The organism is Terrirhizobium terrae (assembly GCF_030323265.1).
In the GTDB taxonomy this organism is placed as follows: Bacteria; Pseudomonadota; Alphaproteobacteria; order Rhizobiales; family Rhizobiaceae; genus Neorhizobium.
This window is the reverse complement of sequence record NZ_CP104991.1, coordinates 501,607-524,493: the sequence shown is the minus strand read 5'-3', so window position 1 is coordinate 524,493 and position 22,887 is coordinate 501,607. Positions and strand designations below refer to the sequence as shown.

At 58.9% G+C, this 22,887-nt stretch carries 19 protein-coding genes and 1 pseudogene; 12 read left to right on the top strand and 8 right to left on the bottom strand.

Going from position 1 to position 22,887, the window contains the following annotated elements; all coding sequences use genetic code 11:
- Positions 1-378: 378 nt before the first annotated feature.
- From N7E02_RS29535 to lhpI, 6 genes are all read left to right on the top strand, one after another.
- Positions 379-1,215 (top strand): TolB family protein, encoded by an 837-nt coding sequence (locus N7E02_RS29535; protein ID WP_353622795.1) that lies wholly within the window; start codon positions 379-381, stop codon positions 1,213-1,215.
- A complete protein-coding gene (locus N7E02_RS29530) occupies positions 1,205-2,281 on the top strand; it encodes an alpha/beta hydrolase family protein (protein ID WP_353622794.1) in 1,077 nt (358 codons plus the stop codon). The genes N7E02_RS29535 and N7E02_RS29530 overlap by 11 nt, the downstream gene beginning before the upstream one ends.
- 9 nt (positions 2,282-2,290) lie before the next feature.
- Positions 2,291-3,070, top strand: a complete 780-nt coding sequence (locus N7E02_RS06455) for a MerR family transcriptional regulator (RefSeq protein WP_286578520.1) — start codon at positions 2,291-2,293, stop codon at positions 3,068-3,070.
- Between the two features lie 105 nt (positions 3,071-3,175).
- Positions 3,176-4,093, top strand: coding sequence for a LysR family transcriptional regulator (locus N7E02_RS06450; protein WP_286578519.1), 918 nt, complete (start codon positions 3,176-3,178; stop codon positions 4,091-4,093).
- 260 nt (positions 4,094-4,353) lie between these two features.
- A complete protein-coding gene (locus tag N7E02_RS06445) occupies positions 4,354-4,938 on the top strand; it encodes a L,D-transpeptidase (RefSeq protein ID WP_374730633.1) in 585 nt (194 codons plus the stop codon).
- 423 nt (positions 4,939-5,361) lie between these two features.
- Positions 5,362-7,044, top strand: a complete 1,683-nt coding sequence (lhpI, locus tag N7E02_RS06440; RefSeq protein ID WP_286578518.1) for a cis-3-hydroxy-L-proline dehydratase — start codon at positions 5,362-5,364, stop codon at positions 7,042-7,044.
- Between the two features lie 255 nt (positions 7,045-7,299).
- On the opposite strand, the gene N7E02_RS06435 is transcribed toward lhpI, so the two are convergent.
- The 5 genes from N7E02_RS06435 to N7E02_RS06415 form a co-directional block, all read right to left on the bottom strand.
- The gene (locus N7E02_RS06435) at positions 7,300-8,268 is read right to left on the bottom strand and encodes a LysR family transcriptional regulator (RefSeq protein WP_286578517.1); all 969 of its coding nucleotides are present in this window, start codon (positions 8,266-8,268) and stop codon (positions 7,300-7,302) included.
- A 40-nt stretch (positions 8,269-8,308) separates the two neighbouring features.
- The gene (locus tag N7E02_RS06430) at positions 8,309-9,325 is read right to left on the bottom strand and encodes an aldo/keto reductase (RefSeq protein ID WP_286578516.1); all 1,017 of its coding nucleotides are present in this window, start codon (positions 9,323-9,325) and stop codon (positions 8,309-8,311) included.
- 122 nt (positions 9,326-9,447) lie between these two features.
- Positions 9,448-10,548, bottom strand: coding sequence for a Gfo/Idh/MocA family protein (locus N7E02_RS06425; protein WP_286578514.1), 1,101 nt, complete (start codon positions 10,546-10,548; stop codon positions 9,448-9,450).
- A 123-nt stretch (positions 10,549-10,671) separates the two neighbouring features.
- A complete protein-coding gene (locus N7E02_RS06420) occupies positions 10,672-11,565 on the bottom strand; it encodes a hypothetical protein (protein ID WP_286578512.1) in 894 nt (297 codons plus the stop codon).
- Positions 11,566-11,842: 277 nt separating this feature from the next.
- Positions 11,843-12,349, bottom strand: coding sequence for an MFS transporter (locus N7E02_RS06415; protein ID WP_286578511.1), 507 nt, complete (start codon positions 12,347-12,349; stop codon positions 11,843-11,845).
- Positions 12,350-12,557: 208 nt separating this feature from the next.
- Here N7E02_RS06415 and N7E02_RS06410 point away from each other — a divergent pair, with 208 nt between their 5' ends.
- The 5 genes and pseudogenes from N7E02_RS06410 to N7E02_RS06385 all read left to right on the top strand — a co-directional run bounded on the left by N7E02_RS06410 (position 12,558) and on the right by N7E02_RS06385 (position 18,261).
- Complete coding sequence (locus N7E02_RS06410; RefSeq protein ID WP_286578510.1) at positions 12,558-13,412, top strand: pirin family protein; 855 nt, start codon at positions 12,558-12,560, stop codon at positions 13,410-13,412.
- Between the two features lie 323 nt (positions 13,413-13,735).
- A complete protein-coding gene (locus tag N7E02_RS06405) occupies positions 13,736-14,791 on the top strand; it encodes an NAD(P)-dependent alcohol dehydrogenase (protein ID WP_286578509.1) in 1,056 nt (351 codons plus the stop codon).
- A gap of 63 nt (positions 14,792-14,854) precedes the next feature.
- Positions 14,855-15,934 (top strand): MBL fold metallo-hydrolase, encoded by a 1,080-nt coding sequence (locus N7E02_RS06400; protein ID WP_286578508.1) that lies wholly within the window; start codon positions 14,855-14,857, stop codon positions 15,932-15,934.
- Between the two features lie 115 nt (positions 15,935-16,049).
- Positions 16,050-17,503: pseudogene (locus N7E02_RS06395) on the top strand (aldehyde dehydrogenase family protein).
- A 437-nt stretch (positions 17,504-17,940) separates the two neighbouring features.
- Positions 17,941-18,261 (top strand): hypothetical protein, encoded by a 321-nt coding sequence (locus N7E02_RS06385; protein ID WP_286578506.1) that lies wholly within the window; start codon positions 17,941-17,943, stop codon positions 18,259-18,261.
- Between the two features lie 63 nt (positions 18,262-18,324).
- Here N7E02_RS06385 and N7E02_RS06380 read toward each other — a convergent pair whose 3' ends face one another.
- The gene (locus tag N7E02_RS06380; protein WP_286578505.1) at positions 18,325-19,224 is read right to left on the bottom strand and encodes a LysR family transcriptional regulator; all 900 of its coding nucleotides are present in this window, start codon (positions 19,222-19,224) and stop codon (positions 18,325-18,327) included.
- Positions 19,225-19,503: 279 nt separating this feature from the next.
- Positions 19,504-20,442 (bottom strand): LysR family transcriptional regulator, encoded by a 939-nt coding sequence (locus N7E02_RS06375; RefSeq protein ID WP_286578504.1) that lies wholly within the window; start codon positions 20,440-20,442, stop codon positions 19,504-19,506.
- Positions 20,443-20,578: 136 nt separating this feature from the next.
- On the opposite strand from N7E02_RS06375, the gene N7E02_RS06370 reads away from it, so the two are divergent.
- Positions 20,579-21,664: an alpha/beta hydrolase family protein gene (locus N7E02_RS06370; RefSeq protein ID WP_286578503.1), complete on the top strand. Its 1,086-nt coding sequence runs from the start codon at positions 20,579-20,581 to the stop codon at positions 21,662-21,664.
- 351 nt (positions 21,665-22,015) lie between these two features.
- Here N7E02_RS06370 and N7E02_RS06365 read toward each other — a convergent pair whose 3' ends face one another.
- Positions 22,016-22,828: an SDR family NAD(P)-dependent oxidoreductase gene (locus N7E02_RS06365; protein ID WP_286578502.1), complete on the bottom strand. Its 813-nt coding sequence runs from the start codon at positions 22,826-22,828 to the stop codon at positions 22,016-22,018.
- Positions 22,829-22,887: the final 59 nt, after the last annotated feature.

Here is a 22,887-nt window from a genome sequence, read left to right as displayed (position 1 = left end):
GTATTGTGCGCCCATTCCAGAGCAGGTGTCGAGGTCGGCGTAGCGTTCCTGTTCCGGTGTCTGGCAGCCGGTCAGGATAAGGAGGCCTGCGAACACTGTCCCGACAGACAAGCGTCGCATGAAAACATGATCCAGGGAGGCTTTGCTCATTTGATGTACCTTCTTTCTCGGTAAATTCATTCGATTGCGAGAGCGAAGCGCGTTCCCGCCGGACGCTTATGGGATTTCACAGTTACGCAGAAATTACGTGATTGCCGGATCAAGCTCGCCCTCACCGTTGACTCCGACGTCACGTCATAGTTTAGGCAGTGTGTCGATATTGTCTTAGTGTGGGCGGCTCGTTAGGCATCGCGGTCCGCCGACGATGCGAGGTTCGACATGACTGCTCCTGATCTCATCCCGATTGAAACGCTGTTCAGCACGCCGGAATTTTCGCGGGCTCAGATTTCTCCCGATGGCCGGCTCGTGGCTTATCTTGCGCCCTGGCGGGGAAGGTTGAACATCTGGGTGCAGCCAACCGGACAGGGCGCGGCGCGGCGACTGACGGGCGATGACACGCGCAATATCGACGGCTTTAGTTGGACGCGCGATGCTCGCTACATTCTCTTCGTGCAGGACAGCAGGGGCGACGAGAACTGGCACCTTCATCGCGTAGAGGTGGACGGGGCAGAAACGGTTTGCGGGATGGCGCTAACTGTCGACTTGACGCCCTTTGCCGGCGTGCGGGTGATGGGTCTGGACTTTTCCGCCGCGCTTCCGGGCAAGGCTTTCGTGCAGATGAACCTCAGAAGTCCGGGCCTGATTGATTTGTACGAGGTCGATATCGAAAATGGTGAAACGAGGATCGCTGCAGAAAGCCCCGATCGCTTCGTCCGCTGGATCGTTACACCGAACGGTCCGATACATGCTTTTATCATCGACGACGCTGGTGACCACGAACTGGCTCGCTACGAAAACGGAACTTTCACCACTTTGGCCAAGCTGAAGGGGCGCGACCAGCCGATCGGGCCGATGCCGCTGATGGTTGCGGTGGATGGAAAGAGCATCTTCGTCGGCTGCAATACGGGCAGCGACCACACCTATCTTGCTGCCATCGACCTTGCGACGGGCAGACAAAGAGTGATCGACAGCCTACCCGATTGCAGCCTCGATACGCCGCGGCCAGAGGCCGATACGCGCTTCCTCCAGCCTGATCTCCAATCCTGTGACGGGTGAGTTGCTAGGACTACGCTACCTTGGCATACAACAGAAGATTCGGTCGCTGAGCCCGCATTTTGCCGCCGTGCTCGATAGCTTGCAGCGGCTATCAGACGTGGAAATAGGTCACATTTCCTGCGATGCCGGTGGCGAAAAATGGGTGGTCGAATTCTGGGATGACCGCCATCCCGGCACGACGTGGCTTTACGATCATGTGAGCGGCGATGCACAGGTGCTAGGTGAGCGATTTGCCGAAATCTCGGCTGAGCGGCTGGCGAGCGTGCACCCGGTCGATGTGACGTCGCGTGACGGATTGACGTTGCCTTGCCATGTCACGCTGCCCGTTGGGTACGATGCCGAGGATGAGCCCCGCGCTTTGCCGACCGTGCTTCTGGTGCATGGCGGGCCGTGGTATCGCGACGCCTGCGTTTATGATGCGGAAGTGCAGTTCCTCGCCAACCGTGGCTATGCCGTGCTGCAGGTGAATTTTCGCGGCTCGACCGGCTACGGCAAGGCTTTTATGCAGGCCGCGATCGGAGAGTTCTCTGGGCGTATGCATGACGACCTGATCGACGGGCTCGACTGGCTAATCGGGCAGGGTATTGCCGACCCGGCGCGGGTGGCGATCTATGGTTGCTCCTATGGCGGTTATGCCGCACTGGTGGGCGCCAGCTTCACGCCGGAGCGCTTCGCTGCCGCCATCGACTATTCCGGCATGTCCGATCTCCGCGTGCTTGTGGATGGCGCCGTCCCGTTCGTTCGGCCCGCCCTGATCAATACCTACCTTGCTTACATGGGCGATCCGGACATCGAGATGCAGAACCGGGACATGCTTGCGCGCTCGCCGGTCAGCCGGCTTGATTGCATCTCTAAACCTCTTTTGGTGATCCATGGCGCTAATGACGTACGTGTCGCACAGGCACAGGCGGATCTGGTGGTGGAAACAGTGCGCGCCAATGGTGTGGAGGTTAACTATCTCCTCAACGAGCGCGAAGGGCACTGGTTCATCAACGAGGATAGCAATATCGAGCTTTATCAGAGGATCGAGCGCTTTCTGGCACGGCATTTAAGGGGCGAGCACTGAGGAGGGCTCATGCGCAGCAAGGAGATTGCAGCACTGGCGGGCGTGAGCATCCGCACGCTGCGGCACTACCACCAGATCGGACTTTTGCCGGAGCCGCCGAGGCAAGACAATGGGTATCGCGTTTACGGCCTGCCGCAACTGATCAGACTGCTGCGTATCGGTCAATTGACGGAGCTCGGTGTTTCCCTCTCGCAAATCCCAGCGCTTCTCGACAATCATGCCTGGATGACCGGGGACAGTTTAGATGCTCTTCATGACGGGCTGACGCGGCAGATCGAACTTCTCGAGCGTCGACGCCGGACAGTGGCTGCCCTGCGCGACGGCAAAGGACCGCCCGACATGGCACCGGAATTCGCAACATCGCTGATGGCGCTGGAGGCGGGACGAGAGCCTACAGCCGTACGAGCGGGTCGAGAGCAATCTGTACTCCTGTCAAACCTTCTGGATAAAGAGCAGCGCGCAGAACTGGCTCGGCTCTACGACCAACTGGCAGATGGCGAGCACGGTGCTGCCGCAAGCGAGCTGGGGAATCGTTTCGATGCATTGGGGCCTCGTAGTGGCGACGCCGAGATTTCAGCACTTGCCGATGATTACATCGCACATCTCGGGTCATGGATGAGAGACTTCGACAATGCTTTAAGCGGTAGCGGGAAAGACCAAGCAGCAGGGCTGCTCTGGCTTCATGCCCTCGAGAATACGAACAATCAGCAGAAAAGATTACTGACCGAAATCAGAAGCCGACTGGTATCCGGCCGGGGATCGCCACTTTGCGCCCGTCCACGATTGTAGGTGGCAGGCGAACTAAAATTTGGCGGTCTGCCGTTCCCAAACATCATCACGCCACATTCAAACTCTTGGTTATGGCTGGAGCCAGCTATAACTGCGAGCAATATCATGGATATCAACGTCGCTTTGAAAGCTTTCATACGCACCGTCGAGAAAGGTTCGATTACGGCGGCGGCACGGGACCTCGGGGTAACGCAGCCGGCTGTAACGAAGCATATTTCGAACCTCGAACGGCACGTTCAAGCCAGGCTTCTGGAGCGATCGTCGAAAATCGTTCGCCCGACGGCGCATGGGCTGGAATTATACGAGGCCAGCCGCATGCCGATTGCATCGATCGACGCTGCACTGGAGGGCGTTCGCATCAACACAGGTGAGATTGAAGGAAATCTGAGAATTCACGCTCCATCTTGCATTGGTGTTGGCCATCTCGAACGGATTGTCGGCGAATTTCAGGATGAGCATTGCGGGATTTCCGTCGAACTTGCTCTCGACGAGCGCACAATCGACTTGGTCTATGATAACTTCGATTTGTCGCTTCACTACGGGAAAATCGAGGATCAGGAGGTCATCGCACGCCGCATAGGATGGGTGGAGCGATTTCTCGTCGCGTCCCCTCGTTACGTTAAACAGGTGGGGGAGATCGAAGACACACAACGGCTTTCTGAGCTTGATGTAATCGGTACCCCTAAGATGCTCGCTCAGCGCAGCACCATTTCCTTGTTGGGACCAGGCGGGTGCGCTGAGGATGTTGTAGTGAGGCCGATACTCACAACGAACAATGCACACGTGATGATTGCAGCACTCTTGCGTGGTCGGGGCGTCGGACTGGTGCAAAAGAACCTCGTATCGGATTTGTTGGCCAGCGGCGAACTTGTAAGGGTGCTGCCCGAATATTGGCTCCGACCTACCGAAGCTTTCCTTGCTTATCCGTCCACGAAGTTCATGCGACCGGTCGTTCGGGCATTTACGGACTTCGTCATGCCGCGGCTCAGAAAGATTGACGGGATCTCCTCGGAGCAGCGCTAGCCATTAGAGCATAGCCAACGGTTATGAGGGCTATCACTCATGCAGATATGGAATATTCGGTCGAAGGGAGAATACTGTGCGATTCAAGCAATGTTTGCAGGCGCAACCCCAAGGTCACTTTCCAGAATGCAGAACACAAGCAGTCTCATGTCTCGCCGTAACTTCGTACTCGGCTCTCTGGCGGCGCCGGCCATACTCGGTGGATGTACAACAGTGCAAGAAAGATCGGCTTTGAACACCCCCAGCCAGTTGCCGATCCAATGCCTTCACCGATCGACGTGGAACTCGCTTCCCGTTATGCGGCGTTTGAAGATGGCGGACATTTCGTTCCCGCAGTTCCTATTGAACGAATGAACCCAGAATATCTCAGGCAGCGTGTTCCCAATCCTACCGGCGAGGCGCCGGGGACTGTTGTCGTCGACACGCCAAAGCGATTTCTCTATCTGGTGGAAAACGACGGAAGTGCGTTACGATACGGGGTTGGTATCGGGCGAGACGGATTTTCCTGGGAGGGCGAGGGATATATCCACTGGCGCCAGCATTGGCCGCGATGGAAGCCGCCGAGCGAGATGATCGCGCGGCAACCCGAACTGGAAAAGTACTCTGTTGCCAACGGAGGAATGGATCCCGGTCTACTCAACCCCCTCGGCGCTCGCGCTCTTTACATTTTCCAGAACAGGCAGGATACGCTTTATCGACTCCACGGCAATCCCGAGTGGCAATCCATCGGCAAGGCCGTGTCATCGGGCTGCGTGCGCCTCCTGAACCACGATATCGTGGACCTCTATGAGCGCGTTCCCTTCCACGCGCCGATCGTCGTGCATCAGGGGCCGATGACCGTGTGATATCGAGCCTCTCTTTCGGCAGCCGGTGCTACTTTACCGCGCTATGGATGCCGCAAAAGCATTTTCAGCGAAGCGCAGTCACTTCTGCGTCGGATAATGCGCTAAAAACAAACCCTGCGGTCAAGCTCTGGATACCCCTTGTCCGCGAGCGCTAATCAAGCGCAAAGCTTGGACCGAGCTGGGGATTCCATACCGAATGCCCGGCATTGTTTCCACCTGCTCCCAAATATTCTCGTATTTCATAGACCATTTGCATTTTCGGTGCAGCGCTTGCACCGACGGCGCGCTAACGCCCGGCCGACATTCGATCGCCGATTGTTGGGCTCTATGCCCACGCCTCGCCGCAGCCCTGTTGACAGATCGCCCGGCGACGGACGACACATCCTTCTCGACGCAACGCCTCCAGCCGCACAGGAGCCGCCGATGGCCGACCTCTTCGCCCGCAGCATTCTCCCCGGCATCGCCGCCGGGCAGGTCATCGCCGCGGGCGAGGCGCTGAGCTTCTGGGGCGGCGTCGATCCCGCGACTGGCAAGGTCATCGACGTGCACCACCCGCTCCACGGCGTCACGATCACCGGCGGCGTGCTTATGATGCCGTCGAGCCGCGGCTCCTGCACCGGCTCCGGCGTGCTGCTCGACCTCGCGCTGACGGGCCGCGCACCCGCCGCCCTCATCTTCAGCGAGGCCGAGGACGTGTTGACGCTCGGCGCGCTGATCGCTGCAGAAATGTTCGAGACGTCGCTGCCCGTGCTGCGCGTCTCGCGCGACGCCTTCGCCGCACTCTGTCGTGAAAAAACTGCCCGAATTAGCGAGACGGCCATCGAGACGGACGTGTTGACGATCCCGGTCACGCCGCCCGCGACCGCCGCGCTCGACCTCACCGACGACGACCGCGCCATGCTCGACGGCCGCGACGGCATCGCCGTGCAGCTCGCCATGCGCATCACGACGGCCATGGCCGCGCAGCAGGGCGCGCTGAAGCTCGCCGACGTCGTGCAGGGCCATATCGACGGCTGCATCTATGCCAGCCCCGCCAACCTGACATTTGCCGAGAAGATGGCGGGGATGGGCGCGAAGGTGCGCGTTCCCACCACGATGAACGCCATCTCCGTCGATCGCGCAAACTGGCAGGCCCAGGGCGTGCCGGCGGATTTCGGCAATCCCGCCGCCCGCCTCGCCGACGCCTATGTGCGCATGGGCTGCCGTGCGACCTTTACCTGTTCCCCTATCTCCTCGACAGCGCGCCGAAGATCGGCGAGGCCATCGCCTGGGCCGAGATCCAACGCCGTGATCTTCGCCAACACCGTGCTGGGCGCCCGCACGGCGAAGCATCCCGATTTCCTCGACCTCTGCATCGCGCTGACCGGCCGCGCCCCGCTCTCCGGGGTGTATCTCGACGAGCACCGCAAGGCGGCCCGCATCATCGATGTCGACCTGCCGGAAAATGTCGACGATGCCTTCTGGCCCCTCATCGGCTATCTTGCCGGCCGCGCCGCACCCGACCGCATTCCGCTCCTGCGCGGCCTCGCCGCCGCGCAACCGACGCAGGACGACCTGAAGGCGCTGTGCGCCGCCTTCGGCACCACCTCCGCCGCCCCGATGCTGCACATCGAGGGCATCACGCCCGAAGCGAAAGACGCAGCCGCCGCCAATGCCGATCACACAGCCATCACCCCCGCCGACATGATCGACACCTGGAGGATGTTCAACGACGGTCCGGACGAGGTCGAACTCGTCGCCATCGGCAGTCCGCACGCCTCGCTTTCAGAATGCAGCGCCCTGGCGGATGCGCTGGGAGGCCGCAAGCGGCACGAGGACGTCGCCGTCATCGTCACCGCCGGCCACGACGTCATGGCGGAAGCCGGCGACATTCTTATCCGGCTAAGGGAAAGCGGCATCCAGGTCATCCCGGATCTGTGCTGGTGCTCGATCTCCGAACCGGTCTTCCCGTCGAAGACCCGCACCCTCATCACCAATTCCGGGAAATACGCCCATTACGGCCCCGGCCTCTCCGGCCGCACCGTCCGCTTCGGCAGCCTCGCCGACTGCATCGAAGCAGCCCTCACCGGCCGTGTCCCTCCACGCCTGCCGGCCTGGCTGGCTTGACGGATAACAAGAACAGGGCGACCATTTTCTATGAAGCGCACCGTGCGGGAAGGCCGGCGTTTCGGTGGGACGAGATGGCGGACGGAACGGCAATCCGCAGTCGCCGTATCTACCCCGCAAGCTCCGACAAGCCACCTCGCTTCAGCGCAAGCTTAAAGGGGCGGATCAAGCTGACTATAAGCTCGTCCAAAGTAGCTTCCAGCTGGCAGCCTTGAATCAAAAGCGGTTTCCGCGGCCAATCGTTGTCCAAGAGCGCTAGTAGTATTGTCGGGCAAGATCGGCGCAGATGTTCTCCGAGGGAAGCCATACATGGGGGAATGCGGCCATGATACCATTTCTCAGCCACTGCTGCGCCGGATGTCCGTCGTTGCGACGATGCCAGGACAACACGAACGGGATCGGGTTCAGGGGCAGAGGGAAGTCGAACATAGCGAGGCGTTCGGCAAAGCCTGAATGGGCCACGACGCTTTCTATCACGGTCGCAACCATATCTGATGATGCTATCAATGCCGGCGCCGCATGCATATGGGGAATGGTCACAGCGGATCGCCTCTTGAAATTCTTCGAGGCCAGAGCGGCATCGGCAACATCGAGGCCCTCATTGTCGGGCGCGACGAGGATATGTGTCAGAGACAGGAATGTCTCGGCATCGAACCGGCGGTCCAGTATCGGATGATCCTTCCGCAAGATACAGACGAACCGCTCCTGAAAAAGACGTGCGGTCAGGATCCGGCTCGTAGGTGTTGGAGGGATTCCGACCGTCAGATCTACGCCGCCGCTGTCGAGCATGCCAATTGCATCGTCGCGACTGCCGTAGTCCCTCACCTCGATATCGATGCCGGGAGCCTTGTCTTCAAGCAACGACAGCAGGCGCGGCAATAGGACGGAACCTGCATGGGCCGAAACGGCGATGGAAAAAGACATGGTCGATTTGCCCGGATCAAAACCCTGCGTGAATTGCAATGTCCGCTGAATTTCCCGCAGAGCAAGCGAGATGGGTTCGGCAAGTTCCACCGCTCGCGGCGTGGGTTGAAGACCAGTCGGCCCGCGAACGAACAATTCGTCACGCAGCAGAAAACGCAATCTCGACAAGGCCGCGCTCATGGCCGGCTGGGTCCGGCCGATACGGCTTCCGGCGCGTGTTACATTGCGCTCGGAGTTGAGAGCATCAAAGGCGACGAGGAGATTGAGATCGATTCCATGTAAATTCATGGCATGGATCATTAACTTCTTCCTTCATCGATCTCAAGCATGTTCTTGTATCTCACCGTGAGTGTCCGTTTCCGGCGTTCAGCAACCAGCCCGGATACTCGACGGGAAGACGGCTGACCGCATCAAGCTTCGCCATATCGTCATTGTCCAGGTCAATCGATGCCGCCCGAATGTTTTCCTGCAATTGCTCCACGCGCTTCGCGCCGACGATGACGGTTGAGACCACGCTTTGCTTCAGCAACCAGGCGATCGCGATTTGCGCCGGGCTGCAAAGATGTTTCTCCGCGACAGCTTTCAGGACGGCGATCAGGGGCTCTCCCCGGATGCGATCGATGGGCGGAAAATCCAATTCCGTCTGTCGGCCGCCTGCTGCGTCGCCACCGGCAGAATACTTTCCGGTGAGGTAGCCGCCGGCTAGCGGACTCCAGACCATGAGGCCAACACGTTCCGATGAAAGCAACGGACCAATCTCCCGCTCCAGATCGCGCCCGACAAGCGTGTAATATGCCTGAAGCGAGGTGACGGGCGCGAGGGCTCTGGCGCGTGTTATCCCGATCGCCTTCATGATCTGCCATGCGGCCCAGTTCGACAGGCCGATGTAGCGGACGTCCCCGGCTCGGACGAGTGTGTCGAGCGCTTCCAGCGTCTCCTCGATCGGTGTAGCGGAATCGAATGCGTGGATCTGATATAGGTCGATGTGGTCCAGACCAAGCCGGCCGAGGCTTGCCTTGCATTCGGAGATAATGTGTCCCCGCGAAGCGCCGCGATGGTTTGGTCCGTCACCCATGGCAGACGCGACTTTCGTGGCAATCACGACATCCCTGCGCGACACACCAAGGTTCTTCAGCGAGCGCCCCAGTATTTCTTCACTGCGTCCGTGCGCATATACATTTGCGGTATCGAAGAGGTTGATGCCAGCGTCGAGAGCGGCCTTGACCAGTACATCGGCATCCTCCTGACCCAGTCTTCCCACCTTGCCCCATAATCCGTCCGTTCCGCCGAACGTCATAGCGCCGAAGCACAATTCCGACACGAACAACCCGCTCTCACCGAGCTTGCGCATTTGCATGATGTGGTCCTTTTTCTGGTGTTCGCCGATGTGGGGCGCGGTCTCGTTGGGGGCATTTCCGTACGGCTTGCGCTTACGGACGGCTCGACACTCGTTGCGAATGCCGGGCCGTCTGGGACATCTCAACCAATGAGCTGCCGCTCACCCGTTCTTGCCGCAAGCTCGACGGCCGCAATCAGACGGCTATTATGGCGGGCATGGTCGAACCCGGGAGTGGTGTATGTACCGTTCGTCAGATCGCGCCCCAGGGACGCATAGACCTCTCCGACATTGATAGCGGCGCCCGCCCAGAAATCGGCCGCGGTCGGGCCGACGCCAGTCGCTACAGGCGTATCGGGCGCAAAGAACTCGAGGTTCGAAGAGATTTTGATGTCTCCGACCTGTACACCTGCGAGATGATTGCCGGTCAGCTTCAGCCAGCCTTTGGAACCACGGATCTCGAAATTAAAACTCGCTTCATCTGCAGGTACGCCAGCCAGAATCTGAACGGACACAGGCGCACCGCTTGCCGTCTTAGCGATCAGATCGAGATGATCCGGAATCTCTCGCTTTGAAGTCTCGCCTGTATCGACGATCTCGATCTCCGGCCAGAGCAACTCCGTGCGCGCATCGACCTCCACAATGTTGCCTAGCACAGCCTCGATGACGTCGAGCACGTGCCCTGCCGTGATCGTCATGAAGCTGGCGCCAGAAGCGGCCTTGTTGAAATAGTCGTACATACTCGGAGATTGCGGACCGTAGCCGAACGTGGTTGCGCCGACACGGGCCGACATCAGGCGACCGAGCTTTCCTGACGCGACCAGTTCCGCCGTACGTCGGACGGCAGGATTATGCCGGCCTTGCAGGCCGATCGCGGTATGCAAAGACCCGACTGCTGCGGCCATCTCGTTCGTTTCCGCCAGCGTTGCGCCCAGAGGCGCTTCGCAATAGACGGCCTTACCCGCGTGCAAGGCGGCCATCACGAGATCCTTGTGCGCCGGCACCTTCACGGCGACCGTGATGACGTCAATGTTTTTGTCGCTAATCATCGCGTAGGGATCAGCAAACCAGAGTTCTGCGCCGAATGCTTCGGCCGCCGCCTTGGCGCTTTCCTCGCGTCGGGTCGCCACCGCCGCTAGCGTTAGGTGAGGTTGTGACGCTAGGGCGGGCACGTGCGATGCGCCCGCCCAGCTTGCGTGAGTGTCTGCTCCGATAATACCCACACGAAATTTTTTATCCGCCATCTGCGATGCTCCAAATCACGTTGCTTGACGCGAACCCGCGCCCTGGGTCAGAGGTATCCGACCCTCGGCACTGCGGTGAAATCGATAAATGGTATGCGTAAGCATCCACGCTATGGATATCGCCTACCGCGGGGGCAGCCATACCGCTGACAAAAGCAAGACCGCTCCGACTGCCGCTGTTGCGCTCAAGAGCAATCGGTCAGGCGACGACACAGACGGAGGATGCCAGCGTGTTCCTGTTGGCCGCTTGATGCCGGCAGGCGGATCGACCGTGTCTGCACCTGCGCTCGGCGCTGCTTTCTGCCGTTGAATTTCCGCCAGCTTATGGCGCACACGAATTGCAAGGAGCACAGCCAGATAGAGTGCCGTTATGAGAGACAACACCGCTGCCAAGCGCAAGGCGTTCTGATGGGCAAGGACCCAATCTTTGGAATTAGTTACGGTGGTGTCGATATATGTCCCGAACAAAGCATGGCCGGAGAGAGCGCCTATTGAATTGACTGCTCCAAACAGGACGATGAAACTCAAGAGTTCTCGGGTCCCTTTCTGCAGCGCGCTGGTGATGCCGAACACCAGTGCCGGCCCGAGAAAGAACATGGCTGAGAATGAAATTGCCGCCTGGGACAGATAAAGTCGCGGCAGATGATCAAGGTCCGTAGCAGAGCTGTCGACAAATGCCGCGGCAGCGATTGCGGTGACGGCCAGCATCATAGGCATCACCAATTTTTCGACATTCACCGTGACTGCGCTCACGATCACGCCGGCAACAGCGCTGAAAAAGGTGACGATCGAAAGTGCTCCAAGGTGTTCGTCGCTGCCTCCCAGCGACGTCAAAAACCTGGTTGCAACATTCTGTTCGGCAAGGACGATCCTGGCCATGAGAATTGCGACAGCAAAGCGGACGATGTCACCGCTCCCAAGCCAGCGCAGGTTGAGGAGGGTGCGGTCCGGCCGTTCTCCAGTATCAGCGCGCTGATGATCATCGGAAGCGCGAGCGACAGAAACCAAATTATCCAAGGCGCCTCGAGCCATCCTTCCAGTCGTCCGAGCCTCAACACTGCTGCAATCAGAGCGAGGCTACCACCCAAAAGCAGGAAGGTGAGGAAATCCAAAGGTTCGAACACCCGCTCTCGCTCGGCGGGTGGCAGCCGGAATGCCCCAACGGCTGCGAAAGAGAGAAATGCGAGCCCGGCTTCGAGCAGAAATATCGACTGCCAATGCGAGCTGACAGACAGCCACGGCGAGATGACGCTTGCGAGAGGGAACGCGCATTGCGAGACACCGAGGCCAAGTATCAGCCCCTGACGCGCCAACGGCCCGGAAGGGCCTGCATCACGTAGAACAAAGACAGCGGCGTTAACGCCGCCGCAACAAAGCCGCTTGCAGCCCTGACGGCGAGTGTGAGCCAGTGATCTGCGGTCAACAGATAGGTAAGCGAAAGGAGAGCATAGAGGCCAAGGGCAATCAGCGTGAATACACGCAGGCCATATTGCTGGCGGAACTTGATCAGCAGCAGATTGGCGGAAATATTGGTCATGACATAGGCCGTTGGCAGCCATGCCGCCTGAACGGCGCTCAACTCCAAGCCCGTTCGCAGCTCCGCGATGTTGACTATAACCAGCGCGTTGCCCAGCCCGCCCGTTAGACCCACAAGAATTGCGACGAAGGCATAGGCAATCCGCAGCGACAGGGCATGTTCCGGTGTCGCTGGCGACCCCGCGACCATTGGTCTTTCATGCTCGGGAAAGTCCCATGCCTCCTCACGGAAAAAGCTGCCAACTCGTCGCGTCAGTTTCATCATCGTGCTCTCTTGTTGGATTGACGGCATCAATCCGCCGCAGTCTAACCCAACTCCGGTCGCCTGGGGCGTTGCTGGTTTGGCAACATAAGGTTCGAACTATCGCGACTTGTTGCGAGCCGTCATTCGCTCAAAATCAGTGACATCATTCGAGGCGCCCTTCATTCGTAATAGAGCGGATGGGCGTAATCCTTAACTTCAGGAGGCAAAGATGCTTCACAGGTCCATCAACAGGATTACGACGACACCGCCTCTCGGGCCCGGTTTCGCAGGCGAGGGGCACAAGGCGGCCCTCGTCGTCGCGCCGGGAGATTTTTCCGCAACCGATCCGTTCTTCTTGATGGCGGATGACCATGTGACGGGAGAGGGGCAGTTCGGCGAGGCCCACCCTCATGCCGGCCTGGAAACTGTCACGTTCATGCTTCACGGCACCATGGGGGATGCCGGCGGATGCTTGGCCGAAGGCGACGTGGAATGGATGACTGCCGGAAGCGGCATCGTCCATTCGGAAGATGCACGGGTCTCTGCGGGTATGCGTCTGTTTCAGCTATGGCTAGTTCTTCCCGAGCGGGAGCGCAATATGGCGCCGAGGGTGCAGATCCTGAGACGTGACGAAATGCCGGTGCACCGCGGCGATGGTTTCGAGGCGACCGTCTACAGCGGTCGTGCAGCGGGGGTCATCGCGCCAGCGAAGAACGCCGTCCCGGTGACCTTAGTCGATATCCGCCTTGAGACGGAAGCTGAGTTCGAGCAGGTGTTGCCGTCGTCCTACAACGGTTTCGTCGTGGTCATCGCCGGCGAGATTGAGGCAGGCGCAGGAAGGACAGTTCTCGCCGAGGATAAAGTCGGCTGGACAAGTCCATTGGAGGTACACGGTGACAGCTTTGTGAGGCTGAAGGCGGGGAAGGATGGTGCTCGGGTGCTTTTGTATGCAGGCCAACCGCAAAACATCCATGTCGTGGCACAAGGACCATTTATCGCAGGCTCCAAAGAGGAGCTTGCCGGCTACTATGCCGCATACCGCCAAGGCAAGTTTCCGAATGCCGGCGAGATGCGACCTGTCTGATCTGACTGTCCAGCTGCCATGAAGCCACAAAGGGTTTCGTTATCAGCAACCCGACATTCCGCCACTGCTGTCTTTAGTCTTTCGACAGCATGGATATGTTCGCGAACAGTAGGCCCGCAAACGGGCTGAGAAAACCAGCCGCTTCACACCGCTCGTCCAAAACTCAAGCGGATCGGATCAAGCCTTTCCGAACATGGATCGCCGCCGGTCCGTGAGCGGGATCACTCGTCCCAGTATCCGAAACCAGCCCAGGAGGAACAGATGACCCAATCAGCGACCGCAGCCGTACTAGAAGAAAAAATGGGCCCTTCATTCTTCGTGAAGTGAAGCTTGAGGCCCCGCGCCCCGACGAAGTGCTCATTCGCATGGTTGCTACGGGTATTTGCGCGACCGATGCGCATGTCAGGCAACAGCTCATGCCGACGCCGCTCCCCGCGATCCTCGGCCATGAAGGCGCCGGCATCGTCGAACGTGTCGGATCGACCGTATCGCATCTCAAGCCCGGCGATCATGTCGTTCTTTCCTATCACTCCTGTGGCCACTGCAAACCCTGCATGTCTTCCCATGCAGCCTATTGCGATCATGTCTGGGAAACAAATTTCGCCGGCGCCAGGCTCGATGGAACGATCGGCGTGGCAGCACCCGACGGGAACAGGCTCCATGCGCACTTCTTTGGTCAGTCCTCATTCTCCACCTATGCGCTCGCTCATCAGCGCAATGCCGTCAAGGTCCCGGACGATGTTCCGCTCGAAGTGCTCGGGCCGCTCGGTTGCGGGTTTCAGACCGGAGCCGGCTCGGTCTTGAAGGCGCTCAAAGTGCCGGTCGGTGCTTCGATCGCGATCTTCGGAGTGGGGGCAGTGGGACTGGCTGCAATCATGGCTGCCAAGGTCGCCGATGCGGCAATCATCATCGCCATCGATGTCAATGCCGAACGGCTGAAGCTCGCTAACGAACTCGGCGCGACACATTGCGTCAACCCGCGTGCGCAAACCGATGTAGCCGCGGCGATCAGGGATATCACCTCTCGCGGCGTCGAATACGTTCTCGACACGAGTGGTCGGAAGGAGAACCTCGATGCCGGCATCGGCGCTCTTGCTCCGATGGGGCAGTTCGGTTTCGTCGCCTTCAATGACCATTCGGGCGCGGTCGTCGATGCCTCCCGGCTCACGGTAGGGCAAAGCCTCATCGGGATTATCCAGGGCGATGCCATTTCCGGCCTGATGATTCCGGAACTGGTCGGTCTTTATCGAAGCGGCCGTTTCCCGTTCGATAGGCTGCTCGCCTTCTACGACTTCGCCGACATCAACGCCGCGTTCGACGACGTTGCCGCGGGGCGCGTCATCAAGGCGGTTTTGCGGTTTCCCGAGCACGTTGCCTGAACGCTCACCCAATGCCTCACCATCTCTTTACCCAGTAACTTTTGTCATGGAGGACTAATCCACATGTGCGACAAGCACCAGAAACTAATCCAAGCGACCGACGCCCCAAACTTTTACGCTATAAATCATTACGGATTTCCGGAGGCCGGCGAACACCCGTCCGATCCGGAGGGATACTATCCGCCCTACTTCACCAGCGAACGGTTCCAGAGGCTGGGTTATCACGTCGAGGAGCTGCGCGGCGGCTTCTATTGGGTGACAAGCGGCGGCTACGATGCGGCTTTCGTCGTGACCGGCGATGGTGTGATTGCCATCGACGCTCCGCCAACGATCGGCGAAAACATGCTGGCCGCGATCGAAGACGTCACGGATAAGCCGGTAACGCACGTGATCTACAGCCACTGGCATACGGATCACATTGGTGCCGCTTCAGTTTTCGGGCCGGATGTCGAGATCGTGGCGCACGATATCACCAAGGAATTGCTCGAGCGGTTTCCCGATCCGAACCGACCAGTGCCGACCCTGACATTCGACAAGGATCACCACCTCGTCGTGGGCGGCGTTACGCTTGAACTGTCCTACAAGGGCGAAAATCACTGCCCCGGCAACATTTTCATCTATGCCCCGGCTCAAAAGGTCCTGACTGTCATCGACATCGTCAGCCCGGGCAGCGCAACGTTTATGCACTGCGACGCGTCCCAGAACATCGCGGGTTGGTACGAGGCCCAGAAGCAACTGATGGAGTATGATTTCGACTTCCTCGTCGCCGGTCATCACATGAGTTACGGCACGCCGGAAACGGTCGCGGCTTCGATCGAGTATTTCCAGGATGTGCTGGATGGGGCGCAAGCGGCGATCGATCGTTTCAGCAGGTCGGACGCGCTTGTGAGCATCCTTGATGGCGCAGGCTGGGACAATATATTCGCGGGCACCGAGAACTGGATCAATTCGATGGCCAACTTCGCGACGAAATACGTTCTCGAAAAGAAGAGCAGCAACGGGCAACTCTGGTCCGAGCGGCTGGCTGGGGTTACGACACAGACGAAGTACCACGCCTACACCGTACTGGAATCGATCCGCCTTGAACGGCCAAGGCCGAACTATAGGCTCCGCGGCGAAAATCCACCGCCGTTCCTGACCTGACCCTACCCCGCCCGCCGTCAAGAGCCGGAGAGGGCGAGCCGCGACCGGCTCGTCCGGGACGCCATCCCCGATGGCTGCGTCACGTCCGTCCGCCCATCATCAGAAAGGCCATTGAATGACCCGGTATTCCGCAAAGAACTGGATCGATGGAAGCTTTGTTACGTCGCCGTCGCGCCAAAGCTCCATCAACCCTGCTACCTATGAAACGATAGGAGACTATCCGGATTATGGAGAAACCGCAGCTCGCTCGGCGATAGACGCGGCCCTGCGAGCGTTTCGTGGCTCCGACTGGCGGCATGACGCCGAACTGCGCGCGAAAGTGCTCGATCAGATGGCCATGGCGTTCGAGCGTAATCGCGACCGCCTGATCGACATTCTTTCGCTTGAAAACGGAAAATTACGCGGCGAGGCCGCGTTCGAGGTCGACGGCAGCCCGAGCAAATTGCGCTACTGGGCCGCGATGGCCCGAACGGAGGCGGGCCGCGCGACGCTGCCCAGGCCCGGCAGCCTTTCGGTGGTCCTGCGCCAGCCGATGGGAGTGGCTGGGATCATCGTGCCTTGGAATTCTCCAGTCATACTCTCGGTTCGCTCGTTCGCGCCGGCACTCGCGGCCGGATGCGCCGTCGTGGTTAAGATGCCCGGACAGACAGCCCAGATCGCGAGCGTTCTGGCCGAGGTTCTTGCGGAGGCCGCAGACCTGCCAGACGGTATCGTCAACATGTTTATCGAAAGCGGTTCAGAGGGCGCAGCTCTCCTTGTCGAAAGTCCCGATGTACCGACGATCAGCTTCACTGGCAGCACGAAAACGGGCGCGGCCATCGGCGCCGTCGGTGCGAAGAGAATGAAGCGCTTCGGGCTGGAGCTCGGCGGCAAGGCGCCGATGATCGTGTTCGACGATGCCAATATCGAGGCAATGCTGCCCGTCCTGGAAAAGGCTCTGACCATCTTTGCCGGCCAATTCTGCATGACAGGCTCACGGTTGCTCGTACAAAACTCAGTCTACGAACTGGTGCGCAATGGTCTCGCCGAAAGGCTGCGTGCGGTCAAAGTGGGACCTGCAACCGATCCGGCAAGCGATATGGGGCCGCTCATCGACAAGCAGAACGTCCACCGCGTTGACCGCGTGGTGCAAGACGCGCTGGCGAAGGGTGCGATTGCGGTCGTTCGGGGAGGTCCCGTGACAGAAGGTCTTTTGGCGAAAGGCGCTTTTTTCGTCCTTCGATGCTGGAAGTCTCCGATAACAGTCTACCGGTCGTGCAGCAGGAAACATTCGGTCCTGTCATTACAATCCAGCGGTTCTTAGATGAGCGCGAAGCCGTCGCGCTGGCAAACGATAACGACTATGGTCTGTCCGCCTCGATCTGGACGCGGGATCTGGATCGCTCGTTGCGGGTCGCGCAGGCGCTTGAAGCGGGAAGCGTGTTCGTTAACGATTGGGCCAAAGTTTACGACGGGACGGAGGAGGGTGGCTTCAAGCAATCTGGTCTCGGGAGGCTGAACGGCGTTGCCGCGATCGAGGACTTTATCGAGCACAAGCACATCGCCCTTAAACCGGGCTTGCTGCGGTGAAAGAAGCCAGTTGGTCAGAAGGTGTGCTTCTGGGCGGCAGGGCATCGATTGCAGTTTCTCTAATGGAAACTTACATTCGGTCTTGCTGCGTAATTTCCACTTAATGTTACCAATCCAATCTGGTCGGCCGATGGAGAGAGCTGACAAAAACGGTCGGCATCTCCCCTGATTGAATGCAGCACCATACGAATGGATAATGATGTGCAGGACAAGGTCGACGCTTTGAAGCAGGTGGAAAGAACTATGATGGATGCGATACATGCAGCCATCATCAGGGCGGCAAAGGAGTCGGAGGCTGCATTTCAGCTAACTGGACCCCCAACCGACCAGACTTACTTCGCGGACGTCGCCATGCGTCAGCTATTTTTGCACCTGTGTGGTGCGAATGCGGAAACGGCCAAGGGGGTGATCCAGAACACGCCTGGGACATACTCTATATGGTACGCGGTACGGCCCGCTATTGGGAAAAAGAACACGGAACTCGGTCGAGGCGCCGAAAGGCGGAGAGCCAGGCGGAGCTTGAAAGGGAGAGACGCGAGAAATCCGCTCTTGCGCAAAGCGCTCAGGAGCTTGCAACCAACACGGTCATCCGCGCACTGGTCGAACACGCCAGCATCACCGACCCCGATCTGCGCGATCGTATATCGGCCTCCGTCGAGGCGCGTGTCGGCGTCACTGATCCACCTTCGGAGGTCGCGCAGTTTTTCGGCGAGCGGTTGAAAATGTCAATCGCACGCCTGATAGGCGTAACCGTCTAGGTATCCCTTACAGATGGGTTGCAACGCTTCCAGAGACTTAGCTGCTAACCGATCGGAATAGCATTAGATCTCTCCCTTAAGCCGCTCGTACAAGAAGTTTGCCAACACACGTACGCGGGCAATTCCGGCGCGCCCTGGCGGCATCAGGATGTGCAGATCTGCACCCTCATAAGGGAAAGCGGGAAGAATAAACTCTAACTCGCCAGTTTCAAGCGCTTGCTGGACCATAAACATAGGCAATAAGACGATACCAAGGCCTGCTCGCGCTGCCGCAAGAAGCATTTGGCCATTATCCGTCCGAGATCGAGACGGGATACGAATGTGTTCCCATCCGTCAGGCCCTTTGAACCGCCAGATACCCGAGTCCATTGCATAGAGCATTGCCTCGTGCCCTGCCAAATCAGCTGGACTAGTTGGACGCCCTTTCGTGTTAAGGTAGGACGGACTGGCCACAATAGCCCAGCGAACACTCGCAAGCTTGCGAGTAATAAGGTTTGAATCAGCTGGGCCTCCAACCCACATCGCCACGTCATAAGCTTCTGAAATCAGATCCGGTTTTCTATCCTCAAAGCGGATGTCCAAATCGATCCTCGGATGGAGGATCGCGAATTCCGCTAGTAATGGTGCAAGGCAAAATTCCCCAAAAGCAACGGGCACCGAAATTTTTAGTTGGCCTGATACATCCGTCGTCGATTTAATCACCATTTCTTGCGCCGACTCCAGTTCGGCAAGGCCCGACGCAGCACGGATATGATATTCCCGGCCAACATCGGTGAGAACAGTGCCTTTTGGAGACCGGGTAAGAAGCGTCGCGCCGAGAAAGCCTTCCAGGCGCGTAATCCGACGGCTCACAATAGACTTCGCGATCCCGAGACGAGAGGCCGCAGTTGCGATGCTACCTGCCTCTACCACCCGGATGAAAGCAATTACGTCAAGTAGATCGACTGAGGTGGGTTCCGCCACTAGCAACTCTCTCTTACAAATTTAGCGGCTACCGCAACATCACGCGAACAGGATTGTCAAGGAAGGGATGCCTCAAGCAGATTTTGTTACGTCTCTCGCAACCGGAGAGGTGAGAAATCCGATTTTACTGTGGCTACTGATCCATGAAGACTTCGACTGGCTTGTCAAAAAGGCTAGAGAATTGCATACAATATGCTTATGGGGCTGCGTAACGATTTCAATGGGTTGCACATTCGAGGGACGTGTGGGTCGCGGGCTCGTATCTGCTCAGGGCGAAGGCTACTGTCGTTTCGTACCTTCCTTCGTGTCATCATGGTCAGATGTAACAGTGTCCGCTTGTCCCTGGACCTTGGCGGAGACCCTTCGCATGGTGTCGCGTATACGGTCGCTCAGAAGTCTGACGCGCAGAGTTTGCCGGGTGTCGACGTGGGTTAGGAGCCATACATCACCGGTGTGTATGACCGGACTGCCTGGGACTCGCGAGAGTAGCGGGTCTGCATCGCCGACAAAGCAGGGTAGCAATGTGATGCCCATGCCCGCGCGCGTGGCCTGCAGCCTCGACCGCATCTCGGAAAAGCGGACAGGGGTGGCGGCCATCTCGATCTCTCCCGGGATCCAATCGAGAGGAACAAACTCGCCAGGTCCTAGCAACCAGGCCAAAGGGGATGAAACGTCGCTGAGCCGGTCACGGCGTCGGTAAAACGCTGTGTGGAATCCGCAGAGCCTGCTTCCGTAGAGGTTTTCCGGAGGCGACGTCTTTCCAAGAACGACGCGCAAAGCCACATCCGCCTCTCGGTTGCTCAGGTTGGCAACCGTCCCCGTTCCGATGATTTCGAGCGCGATGTCCGGATAGGTGGATCTGAACTCCGTCAGGGTCTCCATCAAAAGATCGGTCGCAAACGAGACGGGGAGGGTGAGGCGCAACGGGCCAGATACACTCTGGTCGCGAGCGAAGATCCTTCCCTCGATCTTCGTGGATGCCTCCGACATCTGCGCGGCGAGGTCCACAATGTCGGCACCCGCTGACGTCAGCCTGTATCCGGAAGGAAGCTTTTCGAAGAGTTTTGTTTTCAGTCGCTGCTCCAGACGCGCAACGCCGCGAAGCACCGTTGCGTGGTTGAGGTCCAGCTCCTCAGCCGCCGCACGCACCGTTCCGCCGTTGGCCACTGCTAGGAACATCCGTAACTCATCCCAATGATCCATGGTGCGTTTATTCATATCCCTTGTGTGTTCTCTCGGAGTTTATCCTCGGATCAGTACCGTTGTATATCCAAAAGCCAGATATGGTGTGTGAATACGCACCGTTCGACTGGTCCTCTCCGATATCTCATGCAATCGCCCAACACAAAGGTTTATGATGCAGATCCTCTCCAAGATGCAGGCAACCGTGCTTGCCCTTCTCCTCAGTACAGCCGGTGCCTCGGCGCAATCGCTCTCCGACATCAAGCCCGCACCGGAGCCGCTTGTGCTTCAGAGCCAGGGTAGTTTCTTCGTCGGCGGCCGGACCGTCAAAACCGAAAGCGCCGGCTGGGGCGACCTCAAGGACATCTTCGGCGAGAGTTTCGAAGCCGGTGATGTCGTCGTCGATCAGATGTATGTCCAGTTCCAGACCCCGCCGAAGCCGACGCACCTGCCGATCGTGTTCATGCATGGCGGGCTGCTCTCTTCAAAGCAGTGGGAAACGACGCCGGATGGTCGCATGGGCTGGTTCGAATATTTCACGCGGCAGGGATTCCCCACCTATCTTGCCGAACAGACGGGACGGGCACGCTCAGGCTTCAACGGTACGATCTTCAACCAGGTGAAAAACAAAAGTCTGCCACCTGAGGCGCAGCCTATGGTTTTTCTTGGCACGTCGGCCATGGCCTGGAAAGTCTTCAGATTCGGTCCTGAACTTGGCAAGGCTTGGCCAGACGTCCAGTTCCCGATCGAGGCAATCGATGAATTCGCCAAGCAGGTGATCCCTGACATGATCGAGACCCAGGTGCCGAGCCTGCTGGGCGAGCTGATCCAGCCTGAAACTGACAACCCGACCGTCGCCAACGTTGCCGATCTGGCTGCAGAACTCGGAGGGGCAATCCTCGTCGGCCACTCGCAGTCGGCGGGATTTCCGAGCCAGGCAGTCCTGAAGGGCAAAGGTAATATCAAGGGCCTGATCCAGCTTGAGACCGGCTGTTTCTCCAACCTGACGGAGGAGCAGGTCAAGGCGCTGGCCGAGGTTCCCATCCTCGTGGTGGTTGGCGATTACATGGGCGACAACCCAGCCGCAGCCTGCGCCAAGGAAATGGAGCAGATCAAGGCGGCAGGTGGTGACATTACCTTCCTCTCGCTCCCCGATGTCGGGATCAAGGGCAGCACGCATATGTTCATGCAGGGCAAAGAGAACATCAAGGTAGCGGACGTCTTGGTCGACTGGATCGACAATCACGTCGATCGATAGGGGCAGGACCCACTTGTTGGCAGATGCCTTCGTGACGGCGGCGGAAGGTGTTCCGGTCCGTTGGACGCGGGAATCTCGATCGCTGCTTCCACGATCCGGTCCTCGCGTTCGTCGTTTCTCGATCGAGCCATTTCTCGTTATTTCAGCACAGTTCCGCCAAGCTGATGATCGGCCCGCGTAAGGATAGGTTTTGCTCGACTTTGTTCGTTGCTCGGAGGTTTTATGTCGCGGTCCTTCACTCGAATGACCTCCGGGCACCCTGTTCGTACTGCGATCACCAGCGTTATTTCGGTCAACGTGGATGGCGCGTGAGTATCGTCGGCGGAAGCGCAACGCTCCCAGAATTCGCGTTCAGACAATGAACCGGACTACGCCACCGTCGACGCGCAATGCGGCGCCACTCGTTGCGGATGCTTGCTCGGAGCAGGCATAGACGATAAAATTGGCGACCTCGTTGGTCGTTGCGAAGCGCCGTATCAGGGTCGTCGGTCGTAGTGCTTGCAGGAAACCCTGCTCGGCGTCCTCGCGCGTAATGCCAGTCTCCGCCGCTTGCTTCGCGATGTACTCGCCCAGGATCTCGGAGCGGGTCGGGCCTGGCAGTACGGCGTTGACAGTGACACCCGTGCCGGCGACCGCCTCTGCGAGGCCACGCGAGACTGCAAGTTGCGCGGTTTTAGTCACGCCGTAGTCAAGCATTTCCTTGGGCGTGTTAACGGCGGACTCGCTGCTGACGAAAACGACGCGCCCCCAGCCCTTACTAACCATGCCAGGCAGGTAGTGGCGGGAGAGCCGCACGCCGCTCATGACGTTGAGCTCAAACAGGTCGATCCAGTCCCCGTCTGGGATTGCTACGATGTCCTTCAGGCCATCGTAGTTCCGGAGGAAGGCCGTACCGACATTGTTCACAAGAATGTCAGCTGCTGGCGCCTGTGCAATAAAGGCGTTCACGCCTTCTGCGGTCGACAGATCGGCAGCGATACCTGAGATAATGCCCTCCGGAAACGCGGCGCGCATCTGCCGCACCGCTTCATTGACACGTGCCGGCGTGCGGCCATTGATGATGACCGACGCGCCGGCCTGCGCGAGCCCCTCCGCTGTCGCTCGGCCAATGCCTGAGGTGGATCCCGTCACGATGGCCGTGCGGCCGTTCAACTGGATTTTCATATCCTGGCGTCCTGGTTTTTCGCTGGTCGGCGGATGAGGGAGGTGGCGCGACCACTAAG

Coding starts and splice junctions, on each gene's coding strand:
- N7E02_RS06370 (WP_286578503.1), top strand. CDS start 20,579: ATGATGCAGATCCTCTCCAAGATGCAGGCAACCGTGCTTGCCCTTCTC.
- N7E02_RS06430 (WP_286578516.1), bottom strand. CDS start 9,325: ATGCAAATGCGCAAGCTCGGTGAGAGCGGGTTGTTCGTGTCGGAATTG.
- N7E02_RS06410 (WP_286578510.1), top strand. CDS start 12,558: ATGCTTCACAGGTCCATCAACAGGATTACGACGACACCGCCTCTCGGG.
- N7E02_RS06435 (WP_286578517.1), bottom strand. CDS start 8,268: ATGATCCATGCCATGAATTTACATGGAATCGATCTCAATCTCCTCGTC.
- N7E02_RS06365 (WP_286578502.1), bottom strand. CDS start 22,828: ATGAAAATCCAGTTGAACGGCCGCACGGCCATCGTGACGGGATCCACC.
- N7E02_RS06450 (WP_286578519.1), top strand. CDS start 3,176: ATGGATATCAACGTCGCTTTGAAAGCTTTCATACGCACCGTCGAGAAA.
- N7E02_RS06445 (WP_374730633.1), top strand. CDS start 4,354: ATGCCTTCACCGATCGACGTGGAACTCGCTTCCCGTTATGCGGCGTTT.
- N7E02_RS06375 (WP_286578504.1), bottom strand. CDS start 20,442: ATGAATAAACGCACCATGGATCATTGGGATGAGTTACGGATGTTCCTA.
- N7E02_RS06385 (WP_286578506.1), top strand. CDS start 17,941: ATGGTACGCGGTACGGCCCGCTATTGGGAAAAAGAACACGGAACTCGG.
- lhpI (WP_286578518.1), top strand. CDS start 5,362: ATGGCCGACCTCTTCGCCCGCAGCATTCTCCCCGGCATCGCCGCCGGG.
- N7E02_RS29535 (WP_353622795.1), top strand. CDS start 379: ATGACTGCTCCTGATCTCATCCCGATTGAAACGCTGTTCAGCACGCCG.
- N7E02_RS06400 (WP_286578508.1), top strand. CDS start 14,855: ATGTGCGACAAGCACCAGAAACTAATCCAAGCGACCGACGCCCCAAAC.
- N7E02_RS06455 (WP_286578520.1), top strand. CDS start 2,291: ATGCGCAGCAAGGAGATTGCAGCACTGGCGGGCGTGAGCATCCGCACG.
- N7E02_RS06415 (WP_286578511.1), bottom strand. CDS start 12,349: ATGATGAAACTGACGCGACGAGTTGGCAGCTTTTTCCGTGAGGAGGCA.
- N7E02_RS06425 (WP_286578514.1), bottom strand. CDS start 10,548: ATGGCGGATAAAAAATTTCGTGTGGGTATTATCGGAGCAGACACTCAC.